The sequence below is a fragment of the Roseinatronobacter domitianus genome (genome assembly GCF_023336755.1).
Taxonomy (GTDB): Bacteria; Pseudomonadota; Alphaproteobacteria; order Rhodobacterales; family Rhodobacteraceae; genus Roseinatronobacter; species Roseinatronobacter domitianus.
The window spans coordinates 1-20,737 of sequence record NZ_JALZWP010000009.1 but is presented as its reverse complement, the minus strand read 5'-3'; the positions used below and the strand labels follow the sequence as shown (position 1 = coordinate 20,737).

21 protein-coding genes are annotated in these 20,737 nt (G+C 60.7%); 8 read left to right on the top strand and 13 right to left on the bottom strand.

The window, feature by feature from the left end:
- Position 1: 1 nt before the first annotated feature.
- On the bottom strand, positions 2 to 895 hold the full coding sequence (locus M3N55_RS10260; RefSeq protein ID WP_249058540.1) for a PfkB family carbohydrate kinase: 894 nt from the start codon (positions 893 to 895) through the stop codon (positions 2 to 4).
- On the opposite strand from M3N55_RS10260, the gene M3N55_RS10255 reads away from it, so the two are divergent.
- Positions 894 to 1,037 carry a hypothetical protein gene (locus M3N55_RS10255; protein WP_249058537.1) on the top strand — a complete coding sequence of 48 codons (144 nt, stop codon included), beginning with the start codon at positions 894 to 896 and terminating at the stop codon, positions 1,035 to 1,037. The two genes, M3N55_RS10260 and M3N55_RS10255, sit on opposite strands and share 2 nt — an antisense overlap.
- 96 nt (positions 1,038 to 1,133) lie before the next feature.
- Here the strand turns inward: M3N55_RS10255 and M3N55_RS10250 are convergent, their stop codons facing one another.
- Complete coding sequence (locus M3N55_RS10250; protein ID WP_249058535.1) at positions 1,134 to 1,346, bottom strand: hypothetical protein; 213 nt, start codon at positions 1,344 to 1,346, stop codon at positions 1,134 to 1,136.
- 266 nt (positions 1,347 to 1,612) lie between these two features.
- Here M3N55_RS10250 and recA point away from each other — a divergent pair, with 266 nt between their 5' ends.
- From recA to M3N55_RS10235, 3 genes are all read left to right on the top strand, one after another.
- Positions 1,613 to 2,689 (top strand): recombinase RecA, encoded by a 1,077-nt coding sequence (recA, locus tag M3N55_RS10245; RefSeq protein WP_249058533.1) that lies wholly within the window; start codon positions 1,613 to 1,615, stop codon positions 2,687 to 2,689.
- A 100-nt stretch (positions 2,690 to 2,789) separates the two neighbouring features.
- Entirely contained in the window at positions 2,790 to 5,447 is a 2,658-nt protein-coding gene (gene alaS / locus M3N55_RS10240) for an alanine--tRNA ligase (protein ID WP_249058531.1), read from the top strand.
- Entirely contained in the window at positions 5,444 to 5,737 is a 294-nt protein-coding gene (locus M3N55_RS10235) for a DUF1330 domain-containing protein (protein WP_249058529.1), read from the top strand. The genes alaS and M3N55_RS10235 overlap by 4 nt, the downstream gene beginning before the upstream one ends.
- Before the next feature lie 92 nt (positions 5,738 to 5,829).
- Here the strand turns inward: M3N55_RS10235 and truA are convergent, their stop codons facing one another.
- Both truA and M3N55_RS10225 read right to left on the bottom strand, forming a co-directional pair.
- The gene (truA, locus tag M3N55_RS10230) at positions 5,830 to 6,597 is read right to left on the bottom strand and encodes a tRNA pseudouridine(38-40) synthase TruA (RefSeq protein ID WP_249058527.1); all 768 of its coding nucleotides are present in this window, start codon (positions 6,595 to 6,597) and stop codon (positions 5,830 to 5,832) included.
- Between the two features lie 35 nt (positions 6,598 to 6,632).
- Positions 6,633 to 7,478, bottom strand: coding sequence for an SDR family oxidoreductase (locus tag M3N55_RS10225; protein ID WP_249058525.1), 846 nt, complete (start codon positions 7,476 to 7,478; stop codon positions 6,633 to 6,635).
- Positions 7,479 to 7,593: 115 nt separating this feature from the next.
- Between M3N55_RS10225 and ppk2 the strand changes: the two genes are divergently transcribed.
- Positions 7,594 to 8,595 (top strand): polyphosphate kinase 2, encoded by a 1,002-nt coding sequence (ppk2, locus tag M3N55_RS10220; RefSeq protein WP_428982640.1) that lies wholly within the window; start codon positions 7,594 to 7,596, stop codon positions 8,593 to 8,595.
- Positions 8,596 to 8,793: 198 nt separating this feature from the next.
- On the opposite strand, the gene phoU is transcribed toward ppk2, so the two are convergent.
- The 9 genes from phoU to M3N55_RS10175 all read right to left on the bottom strand — a co-directional run bounded on the left by phoU (position 8,794) and on the right by M3N55_RS10175 (position 16,995).
- Positions 8,794 to 9,516 (bottom strand): phosphate signaling complex protein PhoU, encoded by a 723-nt coding sequence (gene phoU / locus M3N55_RS10215; protein ID WP_283163945.1) that lies wholly within the window; start codon positions 9,514 to 9,516, stop codon positions 8,794 to 8,796.
- Positions 9,517 to 9,528: 12 nt separating this feature from the next.
- On the bottom strand, positions 9,529 to 10,326 hold the full coding sequence (gene pstB, locus M3N55_RS10210) for a phosphate ABC transporter ATP-binding protein PstB (protein ID WP_249058523.1): 798 nt from the start codon (positions 10,324 to 10,326) through the stop codon (positions 9,529 to 9,531).
- A 47-nt stretch (positions 10,327 to 10,373) separates the two neighbouring features.
- Positions 10,374 to 11,696 (bottom strand): phosphate ABC transporter permease PstA, encoded by a 1,323-nt coding sequence (gene pstA, locus M3N55_RS10205; RefSeq protein WP_249058521.1) that lies wholly within the window; start codon positions 11,694 to 11,696, stop codon positions 10,374 to 10,376.
- Positions 11,693 to 13,156, bottom strand: coding sequence for a phosphate ABC transporter permease subunit PstC (pstC, locus tag M3N55_RS10200; RefSeq protein ID WP_249058519.1), 1,464 nt, complete (start codon positions 13,154 to 13,156; stop codon positions 11,693 to 11,695). Before pstC ends, pstA begins: the two co-directional genes overlap by 4 nt.
- 125 nt (positions 13,157 to 13,281) lie before the next feature.
- Positions 13,282 to 14,322: a substrate-binding domain-containing protein gene (locus tag M3N55_RS10195; RefSeq protein ID WP_249058517.1), complete on the bottom strand. Its 1,041-nt coding sequence runs from the start codon at positions 14,320 to 14,322 to the stop codon at positions 13,282 to 13,284.
- Positions 14,323 to 14,481: 159 nt separating this feature from the next.
- Positions 14,482 to 15,339: a DMT family transporter gene (locus tag M3N55_RS10190; protein ID WP_249058515.1), complete on the bottom strand. Its 858-nt coding sequence runs from the start codon at positions 15,337 to 15,339 to the stop codon at positions 14,482 to 14,484.
- 114 nt (positions 15,340 to 15,453) lie between these two features.
- Positions 15,454 to 16,293 (bottom strand): tyrosine-type recombinase/integrase, encoded by an 840-nt coding sequence (locus tag M3N55_RS10185; protein ID WP_249058697.1) that lies wholly within the window; start codon positions 16,291 to 16,293, stop codon positions 15,454 to 15,456.
- A gap of 131 nt (positions 16,294 to 16,424) precedes the next feature.
- Positions 16,425 to 16,769 carry a hypothetical protein gene (locus tag M3N55_RS10180; protein ID WP_249058513.1) on the bottom strand — a complete coding sequence of 115 codons (345 nt, stop codon included), beginning with the start codon at positions 16,767 to 16,769 and terminating at the stop codon, positions 16,425 to 16,427.
- Between the two features lie 7 nt (positions 16,770 to 16,776).
- A complete protein-coding gene (locus tag M3N55_RS10175) occupies positions 16,777 to 16,995 on the bottom strand; it encodes a MerR family transcriptional regulator (protein ID WP_249058511.1) in 219 nt (72 codons plus the stop codon).
- Positions 16,996 to 17,172: 177 nt separating this feature from the next.
- Here M3N55_RS10175 and M3N55_RS10170 point away from each other — a divergent pair, with 177 nt between their 5' ends.
- The 3 genes from M3N55_RS10170 to M3N55_RS10160 are packed head-to-tail and all read left to right on the top strand — an operon-like array spanning position 17,173 to position 20,624.
- Positions 17,173 to 17,607, top strand: coding sequence for a helix-turn-helix domain-containing protein (locus tag M3N55_RS10170; RefSeq protein ID WP_283163944.1), 435 nt, complete (start codon positions 17,173 to 17,175; stop codon positions 17,605 to 17,607).
- Positions 17,607 to 18,182 carry a hypothetical protein gene (locus tag M3N55_RS10165; RefSeq protein WP_249058509.1) on the top strand — a complete coding sequence of 192 codons (576 nt, stop codon included), beginning with the start codon at positions 17,607 to 17,609 and terminating at the stop codon, positions 18,180 to 18,182. Before M3N55_RS10170 ends, M3N55_RS10165 begins: the two co-directional genes overlap by 1 nt.
- Before the next feature lie 6 nt (positions 18,183 to 18,188).
- Positions 18,189 to 20,624, top strand: coding sequence for a class I SAM-dependent DNA methyltransferase (locus tag M3N55_RS10160; RefSeq protein WP_249058508.1), 2,436 nt, complete (start codon positions 18,189 to 18,191; stop codon positions 20,622 to 20,624).
- Positions 20,625 to 20,737: the final 113 nt, after the last annotated feature.

The window sequence follows — 20,737 nt, the reverse complement described above, 5'->3', positions numbered from 1 at the left end:
CTTAATGTTCTGGCCCACCGGCCACGTAGTTTGCAGCCACTTTCAACGCATGTCTCAAGGCATCCTCGCGGGCCATTCCCTGCGCTTCTGCGGCCATATGTGCGGCCATGAACGTGTCGCCCGCGCCGGTCACGCGAGCTGCCTGAACCTGTGGGGGAGCCTGCGTCAACACCGCGTCGGCGCAGGCATCGGTCGTGTCGCGGGCACCATCCGTGACCAGCACGCGCCGCGCGCCACGCGCCAGCAGGCCGCGCGCAGCTGCGGCGGACCCGTCGAATTCGGTGCCGCAGAGCAGCCCTGCCTCTTCAAGGTTTACATAGAACACCGTGCCGGGCCGTTTCAGCAGCGGCAGCACCCGCTCGCCCTTGCCCGGAGAGGCAGGTGCGACCCGCAAATCGGCCTGCGCCAAGGCCGGCGCGCTGCCGATTTCCGCGAGCAGCGCCACTGTCAAATTCCCGTCCAGCGCGATCATTCCATGCCACGGGGCGGCATCACTTGCCAACCGACCATCGCGCAATGGGGCCAGCACTTTGGCCCCCGCCATTTCCAGCGAATGCACATCGGCAATGGCGGCGATCAGCCCGCCCGCGCCCTCTATGGCCATGTAAGTATCTGTGGGCAAGTCGGGCGCGCGATACAGGTGCTGTACGCTGACACCATAGGCGGCCATGTCTGCCACAAGCGCATCTCCCGCAGCATCCTGCCCGACGGCGGCCAGCAGGTCAGGGCGCGCCCCCGCCCGCACCAAAGCCATGGCAATATTCAGCGCCACGCCGCCGGGAATACGGGCGATCCGGCCCGCCACGTCAGAGCCGATCCGCATGGGGGCGGGCGTGCGCCCGATAATGTCCCAAAGCGCGGCACCAATGCACAAGATATGCGACTGTTCATTCATGCCAAAGGTGATGGGCGAAACCCGCAAGCTTGGCAAGCCCGCGCAACCCGTTCAACCAAGGCAGATGACCGCGAAAGCTCCAGAACGCTACGGCACCATTTTGTCGGTGGTGAACGGCGCGCGCCATGTTGCTGGCGTATGACGGTTGCTCAGGCGCTTTCTGGCGCATTCCGCCGATCTGGGCCGGGTAGAGCGATTGCGCGCGCCGGGTTTGCACCGGCGCGTTCGCATTGCGGTATCAGACGTAAAACTTGTTGCCAAAAACGCGCGCCGCGGCCTGCTCTCGCGTCATGTTTTGGGCAGCCAGCTCCGCATCGGTCAAGTTGCTCAATGCCTCGACCCGGCGATAGGTCGGCGAGAGCTTGGCAAGGCGCGTCAAGCCGTGCATCAGTTTGTCGCCCATCGATTCGGTTGCACGGGTTGCAAAGATATCGGTTGTCACACTAGCCATGTCGTCATCCTTTCCCAGAGACGTTGCGCCTCCCTTTGGTTGAAGTTAGGTCAGGCAAGCTGTCCTTACCATGTCCAAAACCGAATGACCGCCTTGCGCCCCGTGCAACCCTCACCGCGCAAACGCTTTCTTAACCAAATTGCACCAAGCTGCCCGGGATCGTTAATCATAAAGTTCTCGCTTTGTGCTGCACGATCGTGTAGAACATGTCGGGAACAAACGCGCGATTGCCGCAACCGGCACGCTGTGAAATAAGGGGCGAAACAATGGCTGTAGCGGACCTGCTGAACATGACAGACAAGACCGATAAAAAGGCGGCGGAAAAACAAAAAGCGCTCGATTCGGCGCTTGCACAGATCGAACGGCAGTTCGGTAAAGGCTCGATCATGAAACTTGGGGGTGACAATGTCCTCAAGGATATTGAATCAACCTCGACTGGCTCGCTCGGTCTTGATATTGCGCTGGGCATCGGCGGCCTGCCCAAAGGGCGGATCATCGAGATTTATGGCCCGGAATCCTCTGGCAAGACCACATTGACCCTGCATGTCGTGGCCGAAGAGCAGAAGAAAGGCGGCGTTTGCGCCTTTGTCGATGCCGAACATGCGCTCGACCCGCAATATGCCCGCAAACTGGGTGTCGACCTTGACGAGTTGCTGATCTCGCAGCCCGATACGGGCGAGCAGGCGCTGGAAATCGTCGACACATTGGTGCGGTCCGGCGCGGTTTCTCTCGTTGTGGTCGATTCGGTTGCCGCACTGACGCCGAAATCCGAGCTTGAAGGCGACATGGGCGACAGTTCCGTCGGCGTTCATGCCCGCCTTATGTCGCAGGCCATGCGCAAGCTGACCGGCTCTATCAGCCGCTCGAATTGCATGGTGATCTTCATCAACCAGATTCGTATGAAAATCGGCGTCATGTTCGGCAGCCCCGAAACCACAACTGGCGGCAACGCACTAAAATTCTATTCTTCTGTGCGCCTCGATATTCGCCGCATCGGCTCCATCAAGGACCGGGATGAGGTTGTTGGCAACCAAACCCGCGTGAAGGTCGTTAAAAACAAGGTGGCACCGCCTTTCAAGCAGGTGGAATTCGACATCATGTATGGCGAAGGCATCTCTAAAACCGGCGAATTGCTGGATCTGGGTGTCAAAGCTGGCGTGGTCGAGAAATCTGGCGCGTGGTATTCCTACGGTGATGAGCGCATCGGGCAGGGGCGCGAGAATGCCAAGGGTTTCCTGCGCGAGAACCCGCAGCGCGCATTGGAGATAGAGGATAAGATCCGCGCGGCGCACGGTCTGGATTTCCACATGGCCGAGGGTGACGCGGACCTGACCGAAGACTGACCTGATATGCTCCGGGATTTCGGCGCGGGGTGTGGACAGCCTCCGCGCCGGGGGCTACACCGTGCCATCCAGACAGCACGCGCAAGCGCCGGAGTGTGACATGCCCAGCCTCAACGATATCCGCTCGACCTTTCTCGATTACTTTGCCCGCAACGGGCATGAAGTTGTCGACAGCTCGCCCCTTGTTCCGCGCAACGATCCGACCCTGATGTTTACCAACTCTGGGATGGTGCAGTTCAAGAACTTGTTTACCGGGCTGGAGCACCGCGACTACACGCGCGCAACCACCTCGCAGAAATGCGTCCGTGCGGGCGGAAAGCACAATGATCTCGACAATGTCGGGTATACCGCGCGCCACCACACATTTTTTGAAATGTTGGGCAATTTCAGCTTCGGTGATTACTTCAAATCTGAAGCGATCCCCTTCGCGTGGGAGTTGCTGACGCGCGATTTCGACATTCCCAAGGACAGACTGCTCGTCACTGTCTACCACACAGATGACGAAGCCGCCGACATGTGGAAAAAGGTTGCCGGCCTGTCGGATGACCGGATTATCCGCATCCCGACCGATGACAATTTCTGGCGTATGGGCCCGACCGGCCCTTGCGGCCCCTGCACAGAAATTTTCTTTGACCACGGCCCTGAAATCTGGGGCGGACCTCCCGGAAGCCCCGAAGAAGACGGCGACCGTTTCATCGAAATCTGGAACCTCGTTTTCATGCAGAACGAACAGCATGACGATGGCTCCCTGACCGAATTGCCCAACCAATCCATCGACACCGGCATGGGGTTGGAACGCATCGGCGCGCTGTTGCAGGGCAAGCACGACAATTACGACACCGACCTGATGCGCGCGCTGATCGAAGCCTCTGCGCATGCCACCAGTTCGGACCCCGACGGCCCCGGCAAGACCCATCACCGCGTTATTGCCGACCATTTGCGCGCGACGTCTTTCCTGATCGCCGATGGCGTGCTGCCTGCCAATGACGGGCGCGGTTACGTTCTGCGCCGCATCATGCGCCGCGCCATGCGCCACGCGCATATGCTGGGCGCGCAAGACCCGGTCATGCACCGTCTGGTGCCCGCGCTGGTCACGCAGATGGGCGGCCATTTCACCGAATTGCGCGAAGCGCAGGCGCTGATTGCCGAGACCCTGCGCGCAGAGGAAACCCGTTTTCGGCAGACGCTGGATCGCGGGCTGAAGCTGCTGGATGCCGAAATGACCGACCTGTCGGATGATGCCGACCTGCCCGGCGCCACCGCGTTCAAGCTTTACGACACGTTCGGCTTCCCGCTTGATCTGACGCAAGATGCGTTGCGCGAACGTGGCCGCAAGGTCGATGTGGACGGGTTCGATGCAGCCATGGCAGACCAAAAGGCCCGTGCGCGTGCGGCATGGTCCGGCTCTGGCGAAGCGGCGGATGCAACCATCTGGCTCGACCTTGCCGACCGCATGGGCGGCACGGAATTTCTTGGCTACAAGACGGAAACAGCCGAAGGGCAGGTGCTGGCACTGGTCACGGACGGGGATGAGGCCGACCGCGCCGAGGGGGCGGTCCAGATTATCACCAATCAGACGCCTTTTTACGCAGAATCGGGTGGCCAGCTGGGCGACACGGGTTTCATCCGCACCGCGACGGGCGTTGCGAAAGTGACCGACACACGGAAAGCGGCCGGCCTGCATATTCATGTGGCCGAGGTTACCGAAGGGCATATCGCCAAGGGCCAGCCCGCCAAGTTGGAGGTGGAGCATACCCGCCGCAGCGCGATCCGCGCCAATCATTCGGCCACGCATCTGCTGCATGAAGCCCTGCGCCGCGCGCTTGGGGATCATGTCGCGCAGCGCGGCTCGTTGAATGCGCCCGACCGTTTGCGCTTCGATTTCAGCCATGGCGCGGCGTTAAGCCCGGAGCAGATCGAACAGGTCGAGGCCGAGGTGAACGCGTTCATCCGGCAGAACAGCGCCGTCGACACCCGGATCATGACGCCCGATGACGCGCGCGCCTTGGGCGCACAGGCCTTGTTCGGCGAGAAATACGGCGAAGAGGTTCGTGTCGTGTCCATGGGCACGCTGCATGGGTCTGGCAAGGGCGCCGAGGGGGACACCTACTCGCTGGAGCTGTGCGGCGGCACGCATGTTGCGCGCACGGGCGATATCGGGGCTTTCGTGGTGTTGGGCGATAGCGCCAGTTCGGCAGGTGTTCGCCGGGTCGAAGCCTTAAGTGGCCAGCCCGCGCTCGACTATCTGCGCGCGCAGGATCACCGGCTTGCCGATGTCGCGCTGGCGCTGAAAACGCCTGCCGCTGATGTGCCGGCGCGTGTCCGTGCGCTGATGGACGAGCGTCGCGCGCTGCAAAATGAGGTTGCACAACTCAAACGTCAGATCGCCATGGGCGGTGGCGGTGCGGAAGATGCGCCGCAAGAGGTGGGCGGCATCAAGCTGATTGCCCGCGTTATGCAAGGCGTGGGCGGCAAGGATTTGCCTGCGTTGATTGACGCGATGAAGGACAAGCTGGGCAGCGGCGTCGTGGTTCTGGTGGCCGATACCGGTGCGAAACCCGCCGTGGCCGCAGGCGTCACAGCAGACCTGACCGACCGTATCTCGGCCGTGGATCTGGTGCGCGCGGCGGTTGCGGAACTAGGCGGCAAGGGCGGCGGTGGCCGCCCGGACATGGCTCAAGGCGGCGGGGCCGATATCGCGGGTGCAGAGGCCGCGCTCAAAGCCGCCACAGATCATATTGCAGGAGTATCCGCATGAGTGCGCTTTGGATTGCCCATGTTACCGTCACCGATGCCGATGCCGAGGCCTATGGCCAATATGCCAGCCGCGCAACACATGCGATTGCCGATCATGGTGGCGTCTTCTTGGCCCGTGCAGGGCGCGCTGTTCAGTTGGAAGGGCAGGGCCATGCGCGCAATGTGGTGGCCCGTTTCCCGTCTGTCGAGGCGGCGGTCGCGTGTTACAACTCGCCCGCTTATCAAGAGGCGCTGAGCTTTGCCAAGAACGCCGCGACCCGCGAATTGGTCGTGGTCGAAGAAGTCGAGTAACACTTCATCCTTGCAAAAATATCCTCGGGGGAGTCGCCATTGGGCGAAGGCCAATGGCGGCGGGGGCAGACAGCCCCCTTCCACCGCAGCCCTTATGCGAAGGGTTCGCTCGGGTAGCCGACCCCGGTCAGGCATAACCCATCGGGCGGGCTGACCGGCCCACAGGCTATGCGGTTGCGAGCGTCGAGCGCCGTTTTTACGTCTTCAGGTGCCCAAGCCCCCGCACCAACCCGTTCCAGCGTGCCGACAATGCTGCGCACCTGGTTGTGCAGAAACGACCGGGCGCGCAGATGGAAGCGGTATTCGACCCCGCTGGGAATATCTTGTGCCTCTATTTCCAGGGAATCCAGCGTCTTGACGGGCGACAGCGCCTGACATTGGCTGGCGCGGAACGTGGTGAAATCATGCGTTCCCAGCAGATGCGCGGCACCGGCCTGCATGGCGGTCAGGTCCAGCGCGTGCCGGATATGCCAGACGAAACCCGCCTCCAGTGTGGGGGGCGCGCGGCGGGCCAGCAGGCGGAAGGTGTAGCGCCGTTCAAGTGCCGAAAATCGCGCGTGGAAATCTTCGGTTACGCGGGCGCAGGCCAGCACCGCCACGGGCTGTGGTTTCAAGTGGTGGTTCAGCGCTTCCATCAGGCGGAAGGCGTCCCAATCGCGCGTCATGTCGCAATGGGCGATCTGACCCGTCGCATGCACGCCGGTATCTGTGCGCCCGGCGGCGGCGATGCCGGGCACATCCGGTTCCAGCCGCGCCAAGGCCGCCTCTATCGCGCCTTGCACAGAGGGTAGGTCGCGCTGGCGCTGCCAGCCGCAAAACGGGCGTCCGTCATATTCGATTTTCAAGGCATAGCGTGGCATGGCGCGGGATTACCGCCCAGCGGCGGCAGATGCAATTACCCTTCAGCGGCGAGTATGGCGCGCAGCCCGCTGCGGTAATCGGGGTAGCGCGGTTGCCAGCCCAAGTCGCGTTTGATGCGGTCATTGTGAACCCGTTTGCTTTCGGAATAAAAGCTACGCGCCATGGGTGACAGATCGGCCTTGTCGAATGGAACCTCTGGCGGCGGTTCCATGCCCAGCAATTCGGCGGCATAGGTTATCACGTCTTGCGGTGGGGCGGGTTCGTCATCGCACAGGTTATAGATTGCACCTGCGCGCTCGGACTGGAGGCACGCCAAAAGCGCTGTTCCGATGTCGTCGCGGTGGATGCGTGAAAACACCTGTCCAGGTTTGATGATGCGTTGCGCCGTGCCGCGTTTCAGCTTGGTGAACGGGCCGCGACCGGGACCGTAGATCCCCGCCAGCCGCAAAATGTGCAACCGCGCAGGGGCTATGGTCTGCCATGCGGCCTCTGCGGCAACACGGGCACGCCCGCGCGCGGTGCCGGGGGTCAGGGCTGTGTCCTCATCCACCCATGCCCCGGCATGGTCGCCGTAAACCCCCACGGTCGAAAGATAACCCACCCAGTTCAGATGTGTGGCGGCCGCGATATCTGCGCCATGCGCCACAAGCACCGGATCGCCCTCTGCCCCCGGCGCGACAGATGTCAGCAGATGTGTCGCGCGCGCCAGGGGCAGCGGATTGCCCGGCCAGATCAAGGGCTCTATGCCCGCGCCCGCCAGCTCTGCCGCGCGGTCGGCGCTGCGTGTGGTGCCGATGATATGCCAACCAAGCGGCAGCAGATGGTCTGCCAAAGCCTGCGCGCTGTATCCATGCCCGATGGAAAGAAGTGTGTTTGTCATACCCAGATTATCAAGCCCGTCCGAGTGCGACGCAAGTCCCGATTGAGGCATGTCAAAGACAGGTTTCTGGCGGAATGGTAGAGTAGGGCGTTCTTATTCAGACAGGATAGCGCCCATGAAAGATGCCGATGCAATCGCAGCTCCTATGACCGAGGTGGCCACGCCCCAGCACACCGCAGCACGGGCAGAGCCGCCCGTGAGTGTGGAACCGGCGGAACCCGCGCGCCTGAAAACGGCGCCTGCGAAGTATAACTGGATGCCTGATCCGGCCACGCTGACGCATGACGAGATTCGCAAGTTCTTCGAATCTGACCGCTATCCTTACCGCTACAAGATGGCCCGCGCGCCCTATGAGGCTGAAAAGGCGCGGCTGCAGGCAGAGCTTCTGAAAGTTCAGAAATGGGCAATAGAGACGGGCGAGCGGTTCGTCTTTTTGTTCGAAGGGCGCGATGCGGCTGGCAAGGGTGGCACGATCAAGCGGTTCAACGAGCATCTGAACCCGCGCTTTGCGCGTGTGGTCGCGCTTAACAAGCCGTCGGAAAGCGAGTTGGGCCAGTGGTATTTCCAGCGCTATGTCGAGCATCTGCCGACTTCTGGTGAAATGGTGTTCTATGACCGTAGCTGGTATAATCGCGCGGGTGTCGAGCGTGTCATGGGGTTCTGCACGCCGACGGATTATCTGGAATTCATGCGCCAAGCCCCTGAATTTGAACGCATGTTGGTGCGGTCGGGGATTCGGCTGTTCAAGTTCTGGTTCTCTGTCACCCCCGAAGAGCAGCGCCGCCGGTTTGTCGCGCGCGAAACCGACCCGCTGAAACGCTGGAAGCTGTCCCCCATCGACAAGGCGAGCCTTGGCAAATGGGATGAATACACGCAAGCCAAGGAAGCGATGTTCTTCTACACCGATACCGCCGATGCGCCTTGGACGGTGGTGAAGTCGAAGGACAAGAAACGGGCGCGTCTGGAGTGCATGAAACACGTTCTGTCCACACTGGATTACCCCGATAAAGACCCTGAAATCGCCCGCGCGCCCGATCCGCTGATCGTAGGACGTGCGCGCCATATGGTGCTGTCAGGCGCTGAACTGGGGCATGTTATGGGGGCATCGGGCGACTAGAGCGGGCAGCGTTCAGTCCCGTTCATGCGACGGATGCTGACCTTTTGTGACCACATGACGCGCAAAGCTGGTTCCGACTTTAGCGCGACATGCGATGGCAGAGGCCAGATTACCATCTGGCGCGCCCATTCGCCATGAAGGGTGCCAAAAGACGTGGCCGGGCAAAATATGTCCGGTCGTTTGCCATCATGTGGCGGGTCAGGGCGTAGGTTGCTCCCCGTCCTGGGGCTGGGCGGTCATATCGCCCTTGGGCCGGTCATCGTCGGGCATCTCTCCGGTGGTCAGATAGATCACCTGTTCCGCGATCCCAGTGGCGCGGTCGCCGATCCGTTCCAGGTTCTTGGCAACAAAATGCAGATGCATTCCGGCGGTAATGTTGCGCGGGTCTTCCATCATATAGGTCAAAAGCCCGCGAAATAGCGAATTGTAACGCTGGTCGGTCTCTAGGTCTGCATCAATCACGGCGCGCGCTTTGTCGGTATCGCGGTCCAGATAGGCTGCCAGCGCATCCGCCAGCATCTGGTTTACCGCGTCGGACATACGCAATAGCGCGCGGTCGGTGCCGGTGAAATGCCCATGTGGGCCAAGGGCCAGGCTGCGCTTGGCGATGTTCTTGGCATAATCGCCGCAGCGCTCCAGATGCGCGCACACTTCCAGCACGGTCAGAACGAACCGCAGGTCGACCGCACTGGGCGCACGCAGCGCCAGTAGCTTGATCGCGGCCATGCGGGTCTGTGTTTCCAGCGTGTCGAGCGCCCGATCCCCGTCCTGCACCCGCAAGGCGATTTCCTTGTCGCGCAGCAGACAGGCTTGGGTTGCGTCCTCTAGGGCATCGCGCGCCATCGCGCCGATCTGGGCCACAAAGGTTTCAATGGCCATAATATCGCGGTCGAAGCCAGAGACGATGTGTTTGTCTGACATGATCTTGCGACCTTAGCCAATGCGGCCCGTCACATAGCGTTCGGTGCGTTCGTCCTTGGGATTGGTGAAGATTTGCTCTGTGTCCCCATATTCGACCAGATCGCCCAAGTGAAAGAACGCGGTCTTCTGGCTGACACGCGCGGCTTGCTGCATCGAATGCGTGACGATCACCACGGTATAATCACGGCGCAATTCGTCGATCAGTTCTTCGACCTGCGCAGTCGCAATCGGGTCAAGCGCAGAGCAGGGTTCGTCCATCAGCAGAACTTCGGGTTCGGTGGCAATCGCGCGGGCGATGCACAAGCGCTGTTGCTGGCCGCCGGACAGGCCGGTGCCGGGGGCTGTCAGGCGGTCCTTGACTTCGTCCCAGATAGCAGCGCGGCGCAAGGCACGTTCCACGATGATGTCGAGATCGGCTTTGTTCTTGGCCAGCCCGTGAATGCGCGGGCCGTATGCCACGTTGTCATAGATCGACTTGGGGAACGGGTTGGGTTTTTGGAACACCATACCCACCTTGGCGCGCAGTTGCACCGGGTCCACGCGTTTATCGTAGATGTCATCGCCGTCAATGCGGATGTCGCCTTCGACCCGGCAGATGTCGATCGTGTCGTTCATCCGGTTGATGCAGCGCAGGAAGGTGGACTTGCCGCAACCCGACGGCCCGATAAACGCGGTCACGGCACGGTCAACGATATCGACATTCACGTTCTTGATGGCATGGGTGTCGGCGTAATAGACCTGCACGTCCTTGGCCGTGATCTTGATGTCCTGCTGACCGACTTCGGTGGCGGGGTTGGGAGCGTCATACATGACTGTCATTCCTTTATGTGCCGCGATTTCTGACGAGGCGAAAGCGATTACCAGCGGCGCTCGAAGCGGCGGCGCAGAAGGATGGCGATGATGTTCATGGCAAGCAGGAACACCAGCAGGATGATGATACCGCCCCAGGCCTTTTCGTAAAAAGCGCCGTCAGAGCGGGCTGCCCAAGTGTAGATCTGGGCGGGCATGGCAGAGTTCGGGTCCATGAAGCCAGAGATCAGGCCATCGGGGTATTCGCGTGCCACGAAGCCAACCATTCCGATCAGCAGAAGCGGTGCCGTTTCGCCCAAGGCCTGGGCAAGGCCGATGATGGTGCCCGTCAGAATGCCGGGCATGGCGAGCGGCAGAACATGATGGAACACCGCCTGCATTTTCGAAGCACCGACGCCCAAGGCTGCGTCACGAATGGAGGGCGGCACCGATTTCAGCGAGGCACGGGTCGAGATGATGATCGTGGGCAGGGTCATCAGCGTCAACACCAGGCCGCCGACCAGCGGGGCCGATTGCGGCAGATGTGCGAATTGGATGAACACGGCCAGACCCAGAATACCGAACACGATGGACGGCACTGCGGCGAGGTTCGAGATATTCACCTCGATCAGGTCGGTAATCCGGTTCTTGGGCGCAAATTCCTCAAGATAGATCGAGGCTGCAACACCAATGGGCAGCGACAGGAACAACACCACCAGCATCATGAAGAACGACCCGATCACGCTGGCCCCGATCCCCGCACCGCCGGGGTTGTCTACGCCGGAGTCCTTGCCCGTGATAAAGGTCCAGTTGAATTTCGACTGGATGATCCCGGCTTCTGCCAGTTCATCGGCCAGATCAAGGTCGCTGACTTCCAGAAAGCGCGAGTCGGTCACGTTCTCGCGCAGCAGGCGACCCTTGAAATAGCCATCAATCCGGGACGATGTCGGCAGGTTGAATGTAACCGGCTGGCCCAGCAGATCCTCGTTCTCAAGGAAGAAACTGCGCAGCGTTGCGCCGGTGTTGCCGATGATGCGATTTACCGCCTCTGGGTCGAAACCCGCCTGAACATTCCGATCTTGCAATTGCTGTTCAAACGCTGCGTTGAAATACCCTTCATAGGCGCGGGTCTTGAACAGTTGCCCTTCGGCATCGGCGTATTGTTCCGCTGTCAGAGTAAATTCGACCTCGACCGCCATGGTTGTGAAGGCCGGCAGGCCAGACCGAACAATCGACACGGCAAGCACGACAAGGAACGCGACCCCGGTCAGAATGGCTGCCATGCCGTAATACCGAAACCGGGCCTCGGCGGCGTTGCGCTTGCGGGTGCGCGCATCGACAGTCAGCAACGACCCACGATGATGGGCGCCACTTTGGCTTGCGTCGGTCATTCGTACTGCTCCCGATATTTGCGCACGATATACAGGGCGAAGACATTCAGCCCCAGCGTGATGATGAACAGGGTCATGCCAAGGGCGAAGGCCACAAGTGCCTCTGGCGAGGCGAAATCGCTGTCCCCGGTCAATTGCGACACGATCTTGGCGGTCACGGTTGTCATGGCGTCGAACGGGTTCAGCGATAGGCGGGCGGCGGCCCCGGCACCCAGAACCACGATCATTGTCTCGCCAATGGCGCGCGACGCAGCCAGCAAGATCGCGCCGACGATACCGGGCAGGGCGGCAGGCAAAACGACTTGCCGGATGGTTTCCGACTTGGTTGCGCCCAACCCATACGACCCGTCGCGCATGGCCTGCGGCACAGCGTTAATGATGTCGTCCGACAGCGAACTGACAAAGGGGATAAGCATGATCCCCATCACCAGCCCCGCGGTCATCACCGCTGTGCCCGATTGCATCCAGCCCAGACCATCATTGCCGAAAACGCCCATCAGCAAGGGGCCAACGGTCAGCAGCGCGAACAGGCCGTAGACGATGGTCGGGATACCCGCCAGCACCTCGATCGCCGGTTTTGCGAAGGCGCGCACGTTTTTGCTGGCGTATTCAGACAGGTAGATCGCGGCAAACAGCCCGATCGGCACGGCGACCAGCAGCGCGATAATCGAAATGTAGAGCGTGCCCCACAAAAGCGGCCAGATGCCCAGTTGCGAATTGCCCTGGAAGCTGGGCGACCACGTCATGGAGCCAAAGAAATCCGATGCGGGGTAAATGCGAAAGAATTCGATCGTGTTGAAGATCAGCGACAGGACGATTCCGATGGTTGTCAGGATCGCAATAGAGGCAGCCGCGATGAGCAAGGCCCGAACCGAGGCTTCGACCACATTGCGTGCCCGAAATTCGGGATAGCTTTCGCGCAGGCCCCAAACCGTGCCGCCCAAGGCCAGAAGCAGAACCAGCCCGGTCATCAACAGGTTCCCGGTTGCGTTCATGGCGCGGTAGCTTTGCGCAGCGTTCAGGATCGGCTGTGTAATGGTCGCAGTCACGATCTGGCCGGCATCTTGCAACCGCGTGGTGAAATCGCTGATGTCGGCGCGCCCGCTGGATGCCATTTCCGGCGACATGGCACCGGATGCGACTGCGGCGTTGATCCCCTCTGCGGTGCGGCGCACTTCGGCCATGACCAACGACATGGAGCTGCCATCGGCCACGATCCCGTCGGGCAAATCCCCGGCAACCTGCGATGAGACAAAAATCGGTTGGGCGATCAGCCAGACGATCATGAGCAGAAACGCAGGGGCGACCGCCTTGATGGCCACGTTCGAGCCGTAATAGTTCGGCAGCGAATGCAGATGACGGCTATCGCCCCCTGCACCAGCCAATGCGCGCCCGCGACCGAGGATGTATCCCCCGATTGCAATGGCAAGCACGATCATAACCAGCCAGAATACAGGCATATGCCCCCCGATACTTGGTTGTCGTCTTGGTAATTCCGGCCACCGCGGGATCGCCCTGACCTATATCAAATAACCAAAAAGGAAAACGGGGCGGCGCAATATGCCGCCCCGGTAATCTTGGCAGATTACATGCCACCGCCCATGACGGTTTCGTTTGCGATAGCGGCTTGGGTTTCGGCCAGAGCCGGATCGGGCACCAGGCCGTAGTTGGCCAGCGGGCCGCCGGCGCCTGCGATCTGGTCATCCATGAAGAACTGAGCGTATTCCTTCAGGCCGGGGATCACGCCGATATGCGCTTTCTTGACATAGAAGAACAGCGGGCGCGACACCGGGTATTCACCCGAAGCGATGGTTGCGGTCGAGGGGGCAACGCCGCCCATGGTCGCAACCTTCAGCTTGTCGGTGTTGTTCTCGTAGAAGGACAGGCCGAACACGCCCAGACCGTTCGGGTTCGAGTCGATGCGTGCCAGAGTCTCGGTGTAGTCGCCGTCGATATCGACCGAAGCGCCATCGGTGCGCACAGCCATGCAAGCGCCTTCAGCGTCGTCTTCGGACATGCCGGCTTCCATCATGGCGGCCATTTGACCGGTGTCTTCGCAGCCCTGAAGCAGAACTTTCTCTTCGAACACTTCACGGGTGCCGTGCTTGGTGCCGGGGATGAAGGCTGCGATCGCAACTGCTGGCAGGTCCGGGTTCACGTCAGCCCATGTGGCCGGACGGTTGTCGACGATTGCACCATCGACGACGACTTTGTCGGCCAGAGCCAGGAAAATATCGGACTGCGAGAATGCGGTGAATTCAGGGCCATTGATCTGGCTGGCGAACACGATGCCGTCATAGCCGATACGGACTTCGATGATGTCGGTCACGCCGTTCTCGGCACAGACTGCGATTTCACGCTCGCGGATGGCGCGCGATGCGTTTGCGATGTCGATGGTGTTGGTGCCGACACCTTCGCAGAAGCGCGCCAGACCCGAGGAAGACCCACCCGATTCGACGACCGGGGTCGGGAAATCGGTGTTGTCACCGAACACTTCGGCCACAATGGATGCGTAGGGCAGCACGGTCGAAGACCCGGCGATCTGAACATTGTCGCGTGCAACGGCGGCACCGGCGGACAGTGCCAGGATGGCTACTGCGGAGGTGGTGAAAGTCAGCTTGGACATGATTACTCCTTAGCATTCGCTTTGGACCGGTCATCCGATCTCGGACAGCGGATAGTCCGATTCTGCAACGCTTCTACGACGCTTTCATGACAGTTATGTAACAGTGCCCGTTGGTGCCGGAGTTTTCTGCGGCCCATGCCCTAGTGCTTGCGCATCACGCTAAGTTTTGCGGCGTTCCGCCCCCCACAGGGCCAGCGCCACGCCGCCCAATATGCCGCCTGCGCACAGGATCATCCGCAAGCTCAGCGGTTCCGCAATGAACAGCACACCGCCAATGGCGGCAATTGCAGGGACGGTAAGTTGCACATAGGCCGCAGAACTGCGGGGCAGGGCGGGTAGCACCGCATACCAGATCGCATAGCCCAGCCCTGACGCCAGCGCCCCCGACGCGATGGCATAGGCCCAGCCCGGCGGTGATATCGCGTTGCCCCAAACGGCGGGGGCAGCCAGGACCATCCCCAGCGGGGCACAGCGCAGGAAATTGCCAGCCGTGTCACGCAAAGGCTGCGAAGAGCCGCGCCCGATCAGCGTGTAGGCGGCCCATGCCAACCCGGCCAGCACCATCAGGACCACGGCAAAGGGCGCGGGAGCGCTGGTGCCGGGGCGCAACAAAAGCGCAAGGCTCAGGAACGCCAGAAAGAAGCCCCCGCCTTCTAAGGCGCCCGGCCGTTCGCCCTTGAGAACCGCCCAAGCCAACATCCCGATCTGAACCGAAGCAAACAGGATCAAAGCCCCCAACCCGGCATCAAGTTGAAGATAGGCAAGGGAAAACGCCGTGGCATAGGCAGCCAGCGAGGCGGCCCCGCCCCAAGAGCCAGCAATGCGGTCGCCCGGACGCATGGCACCGCGCAAGGCCAGAATGGCTGCCAGGGTCAGCGCCCCGGCGGCAAGACGAATTCCGCTATATGAAAGCGCGTCGATTGTGCCATCGGCCAAGGCAAGCCGGTTCAGCACCGAATTGGCGGCAAAAGCGACCATTGCGAGTGTTGTCAAAACAAGAAGACGTGCGTGTGTCATGCCGGTCTTATCCTCTTGCGGCATGTGCCCCCGCCCTGCGACTTTGGCCAGACGCGCCGGACCTGTGGTGACCCCGGCAGGATTCGAACCTGCAACCTGCCCCTTAGGAGGGATTCATTCATTTTCGTGATCTTTCTTTGTTTTCTTGTGGTTGTGCTTTTCACCGGGGGTCCGCTGTACATAGACTGTACGAAACCGCGCCCTGACATCGGCCTCGTCGGTCTCTGCATGGGCATAGATGTGCATCGGCAAATTGGGGTCTGACCAGCGCCCCGCCTTGGCCGCCGTGACCGGATCGACACCTTGCCGCACCACCAGTTCGGTGAAAAATCCGTGCCGTCCGGCTGGGTGCGCCGACAGGTACGGGATGCCTGCACGCTTGCAGATCGTCTTCCAGCGGTTGTTGTAGCTGGTCGGGCTGCCGTAGCCAAAGACGCGCGGCGACAGCAGCTGCCCTGTCTTGAGGTTCTTGGGGCGTTTGGGCTTCAGCACCACCAGCTCGGCCATCATCTGCGGCGAAACGGTGATCCAGCCCTCCGGGTGGCCTTTCTGCGCCTTGACGCGAACTTCACATGTTGCCGGTCGCAGATCATCCGGTTCAATGGACACGGCCTGATCGATCCGCGCCGCGGTTTCGAACATGAAGCGCACCAAGGCTGCGTTGTAGGGATCAGCAGCGGCACAGAACGCCTCGATCCAGTCGCGTGTAGCAGGGATGCGCTCAATCCGGCTGGGCTTGCGTCGCCGCTGGTCCTGCGCGATGCGCTCGAACTTGTCATAGCGCTTCACGCGCAGAAGCGGCGTGCCTTTGTGCTCATGCGCATTGTTGATGACCGCCCGCGCGGGGGTTACGATCTCTCGCCACCAGGTATCGGTGCAGGCATTCGGCTTCAGCTTGCGGCCAAGGCTTTTCAACAGCGCGCCCGTGATCGCACCCAGCGGCATATCCCCGATCTCGTCCAGGATCGGCAGAAGCTGTTTCGCGGTTTTGGCAGACGGGTGGTAGAAATCGACCGCATCGGCAAAGCGCAGACTGTGCTCTTCCCCGATCAGGTACTTGCGGACCTGAAGCTGCGTTTCGTCGTTTATCCAGTCCCGCGCGCCAGCTTCAGTAACCGCTCGCGTGCTTTGGCGGTATGGACCGGCGATCGGTCGGCCATTGTATTCGACCCAGCCCTTGACCCAGAAGACGGCGCCACGCTTGTAGATTTCGAGCGGCATGCCTGTCCTTCCTCGAAGATGGCGTCAATTTGCGCGGGCGTGATCAGCATCGTGCGTCCCAGCCGGAAGAACGCGCCGGTGTCGTTGGCCTTCTCGCGCAGCGTCCGCTCGGGAATCTCGATACCGTGTGTCGCCATGATCTCGACCCACTGGGCCGGGGTCTTGCCGATGGTGAGGATCTGGGACTGCTCCGCGTGTTCCGTATTCATCGTCGCCTCACCCTTTCTGGCCGCTACGGGCGGTCTTGCTTTCTGCCGTGACGGTGAACTGCGAGACATACTTCTCCCAAGCCCCGCTCGGGATCTTCGGATTGCGTTTGCCGGGGGCAGTGAAGATGTGATCCAGCATGTCTTCGCGGATCAGATAGCGGATGTTGGACACGGGGATGCCCACCCGTTCGGCTAGTTCCTTTGGGGGTTCCAGCAGCTTTTCCATGCTTTGCCTCCTCAAACCGTTTGCTTACAAACTGAGGCGGGAAAAATCGTTTTGCGTTCAGAATGAAACAAAACTACGCTGAACCTGCATGAATCAAGCGTGTCGCCATCGATCGTATCTTACTTTGATATATTTGACTACGAATGAGGTCAACACAAATACAAATGAAAGTTGAACATGGCTGTATCAGGCCTTGGACATCGCCTTGCGGCAGTACGGAACATGGCTCGCCTCTCCCAAGAGGAGATGTCGCAGAAGCTTGGCATCAGCCGAAGCGCCTACCAGAACTACGAACGTGGCCAGCGAGACCTGACCGCGCAGTTGCTTTTGGAAATCTACGCGGCCTTCGACGTTGACCCGCTCTGGATGCTGGAGGGTGACACCGAAGACGGCAAGAACCGTCGGCATGAAGAGATCGCGGCGGCCTATCGCAAGATCGGGATAGCCGTAGAGCGGCGGATTATTGATCGCGACTTGTCCGTGACCCCCGAAAAGAAATGGGATGTCATCGAATTCCTGTTCGATGAGTTCCTGAACACCGATGCCTTGGCCGCCGATGGCGGGGCACCGGATACCACAAGAATTGACAGTGTTTTGAGGCTTGTAAGCTGATGTTGGATCAAGAATTCTCCGATGATGTGATGAACCTGCGGCCGCGCAAGTTGCGGCTTGGCCGCGACGTAGAGCGTTTGCTGGAAGGTGTGTGTGGCGCTGAAGAAGACTCTGGCGGGTCGCGCAACAAACAGGCCCTGCGCCCAAATGCCGACAGCGCCAACGCGATCCGCTGTGCAGCCTGCGGGCGGGTCGAATACATCACCCGCGAACATTGCCGCTGCGGCCATTACCTCGTTGGCCAGATCGAAGACGAGTATTTCGCCTACGAACGTGGCCTCGCCGATGCGCATGAACGTCTCTCGACGGCAGCGGAGCGCAAACTGAAACCGCTCAGGCTCGCAACACTGGCAGGCTTGCCTTTCATGGTCTGGCCTTTGCTTTACGCGTTCCTTTACGGGTCAACCGCCTCGCTCACGATCTGGCTCTGGACGCTTCCAGGGATAGCCATTTACGGCCTGTTCGGCGTCATCCAGGCAAAGATCAACGCGAAGCGCAACGCCAGCGCCAAAACGCTGCAGGCCGCCACCTTCGAGCAATTCCTGATCGACCGCGCGCCCGTAACAAGTACTTGATTTCACATGAGCAACGCCCCGCAGATCGACGCCTTCATCGCTCGCTGGAAAGACACCGGCGGCAGCGAACATGCCAATTACCAGCTCTTCGTGATCGAGCTGACGGAGCTGCTGGGTCTCGACCGGCCCAACCCGGCCACGGATGACGACAGCAACGACCACTACCGGTTCGAACGGCCCGTCACCTTCGCCCACACACACAAGCGCACCACGGGCTTCATCGACGCCTATCGCGCGGGGCATTTCGTGCTGGAAACCAAGCAGGGCGTGAACCAGAAAAAGAACCGCGCCGCCGATCTGGCCAAGGGCACCGCCGCGCGCAGCCAGAGGCGCATCGGGCATGGCGTGCGGGGCACCGCCGCCTGGGACGACACCATGCTCAAGGCTCGCAATCAGGCCGACAACTACGCCCGCGCCGTCGCCCGCGAGGATGGCTGGCCACCCTTCCTGATGATCGTCGACGTGGGCCATGTGATCGAGCTGTATGCCGACTTCTCGAAACAGGGGCAGGGCTACAACCAGTTCCCGGATGGCAACCGGTATCGCATCTACCCCGACGATCTGCGCAAGGACGACATTCGCGATCTGCTCTGCACGATCTGGACCGATCCCTACAGCCTCGACCCCTCGCTCAAGGCCGCCGAGGTCACGCGCGACATCGCGGCCCATCTGGCCGAACTGGGCAAAAGCTTCGAAGGACAGGGCCACTACAGCGAAACCGTCGCCCGCTTCCTGATGCGCTGCCTGTTCTCGATGTTCGCCGAGGATGTGGACCTGATCCCGCGCGGCAGTTTCACCGACCTGCTGCGCAAGCTGCGGGGCCATCCACAGGACGCCGAACATGCGCTCGCGGGGTTATGGCAGGCCATGGACAAGGGCGAATACGCCCATGCGCTGCTGACCAAGGTCAAGAAGTTCAACGGCGGCCTGTTCAGGGACCCGTCGGCGCTCCCCCTCAACGACCTTCAACTGGGCCTGCTGATCGAAGCGGCAGAGGCCGACTGGAAACAGGTCGAACCGGCGATCTTCGGCACGCTCCTCGAACGCGCGCTCGACAAGCGACAGCGCCACAAGCTGGGCGCGCATTACACACCGCGCGCCTATGTGCAGCGGCTGGTCACGCCCACAATCATCGAACCCCTGCGTGAAGACTGGCGCGATGTGCAGACCGCCGTTCAACGCCTGACCGAGGATGGCAAAACCGACGACGCGCTCAAGCTCGTCCGCGACTTCCACGGCAAGCTCTGCGAAACCACCGTGCTCGATCCCGCCTGTGGCTCGGGCAACTTCCTCTACGTCGCGCTGGAGATGATGAAGCGGCTGGAGGGTGAGGTCACATCACTGATGATCGAGCTGGGCGACACGCGCCCGCTGATCACCGTGGACCCGCACCAGTTTCTGGGGATCGAGCTGAACCCATGGGCCGCCAATGTGGCCGAGCTGGTGCTGTGGATCGGCTACCTGCAATGGCACTACCGCACCTATGGCACCGCCGCCCCGTCCGAGCCTGTGCTGCGCGACTTCAAGAACATTAAGAATGCGGACGCCGTTTTGGAATGGTCCGACCGTAGCCCGCGCCTGGATGAATTGGGCGCTCCAGTGACGGTTTGGGACAAAGTTACAACATCGCCGCACCCCGTCACTGGTAATGAGCTACCGGATAAATCGGCTAGAGAGCCAGTTTTTGACTATGTCAGTCCAAGGGCAACGGTTTGGCCCGATGCTGACTTCATTGTCGGCAATCCGCCATTTATTGGGTCAAAGAATCTCAGAGAAGATTTGGGCGATGGGTATGTCGAGGCACTTTGGCAAGCTTACCCAAAAATGCCCGGCAGTGCGGATCTCGTCATGTTTTGGTGGGAAAAGGCTGCACTGGCGGCGCGTACCTACGATGCGAAGAAGGGTAAAGGCACCCGCCGCTTTGGCCTGATCACCACCAACTCCCTGCGCCAAACATTCAACCGCCGAGTGCTTGAACCGCACCTCAACGATCAGAAAAATCCTCTGTCGCTACTATTTGCAATTCCCGATCATCCTTGGGTGGATACACTCTACGGTGCAGCGGTCCGCATCTCAATGACTGTTGCCTCTCAGGGGCAACGGATCGGGATGGTTTCAAGCATTGCAAGCGAGAAGAAGGAGGAGCACGAAGCAGAAGGCCGCACCGTGACGTTCGAAAGAAGGCACGGAAAGATTTTCTCTAATCTGCAAATTGGGCCTAACCTCTCGGACTGCGTCCCACTTAGCTCCAACCTCGGCTTGGCTCATCAAGGTTTCAAACCATACGGTCTAGCATTCTGGGTTGACGAAGCAGAGGCGCGCCGTATGGGCTACGGCACAAAACCTAATGCAGACATGTTTATTCGACCCTACATAAACGGTCGAGACCTGAACCAAGTATCTAGAAACCGGTTTGCACTCGGTAATTCCCCCCGAAAGTAAGGGGCTGCATAAGTAGAATTTTCTCGGCATGATGAACGAGGAGATTTCGAATGAAGACAAGCAGATACACTGAGGCGGAGATCATCGCGCTCCTGCGTCAGGCCGAAGGCGGG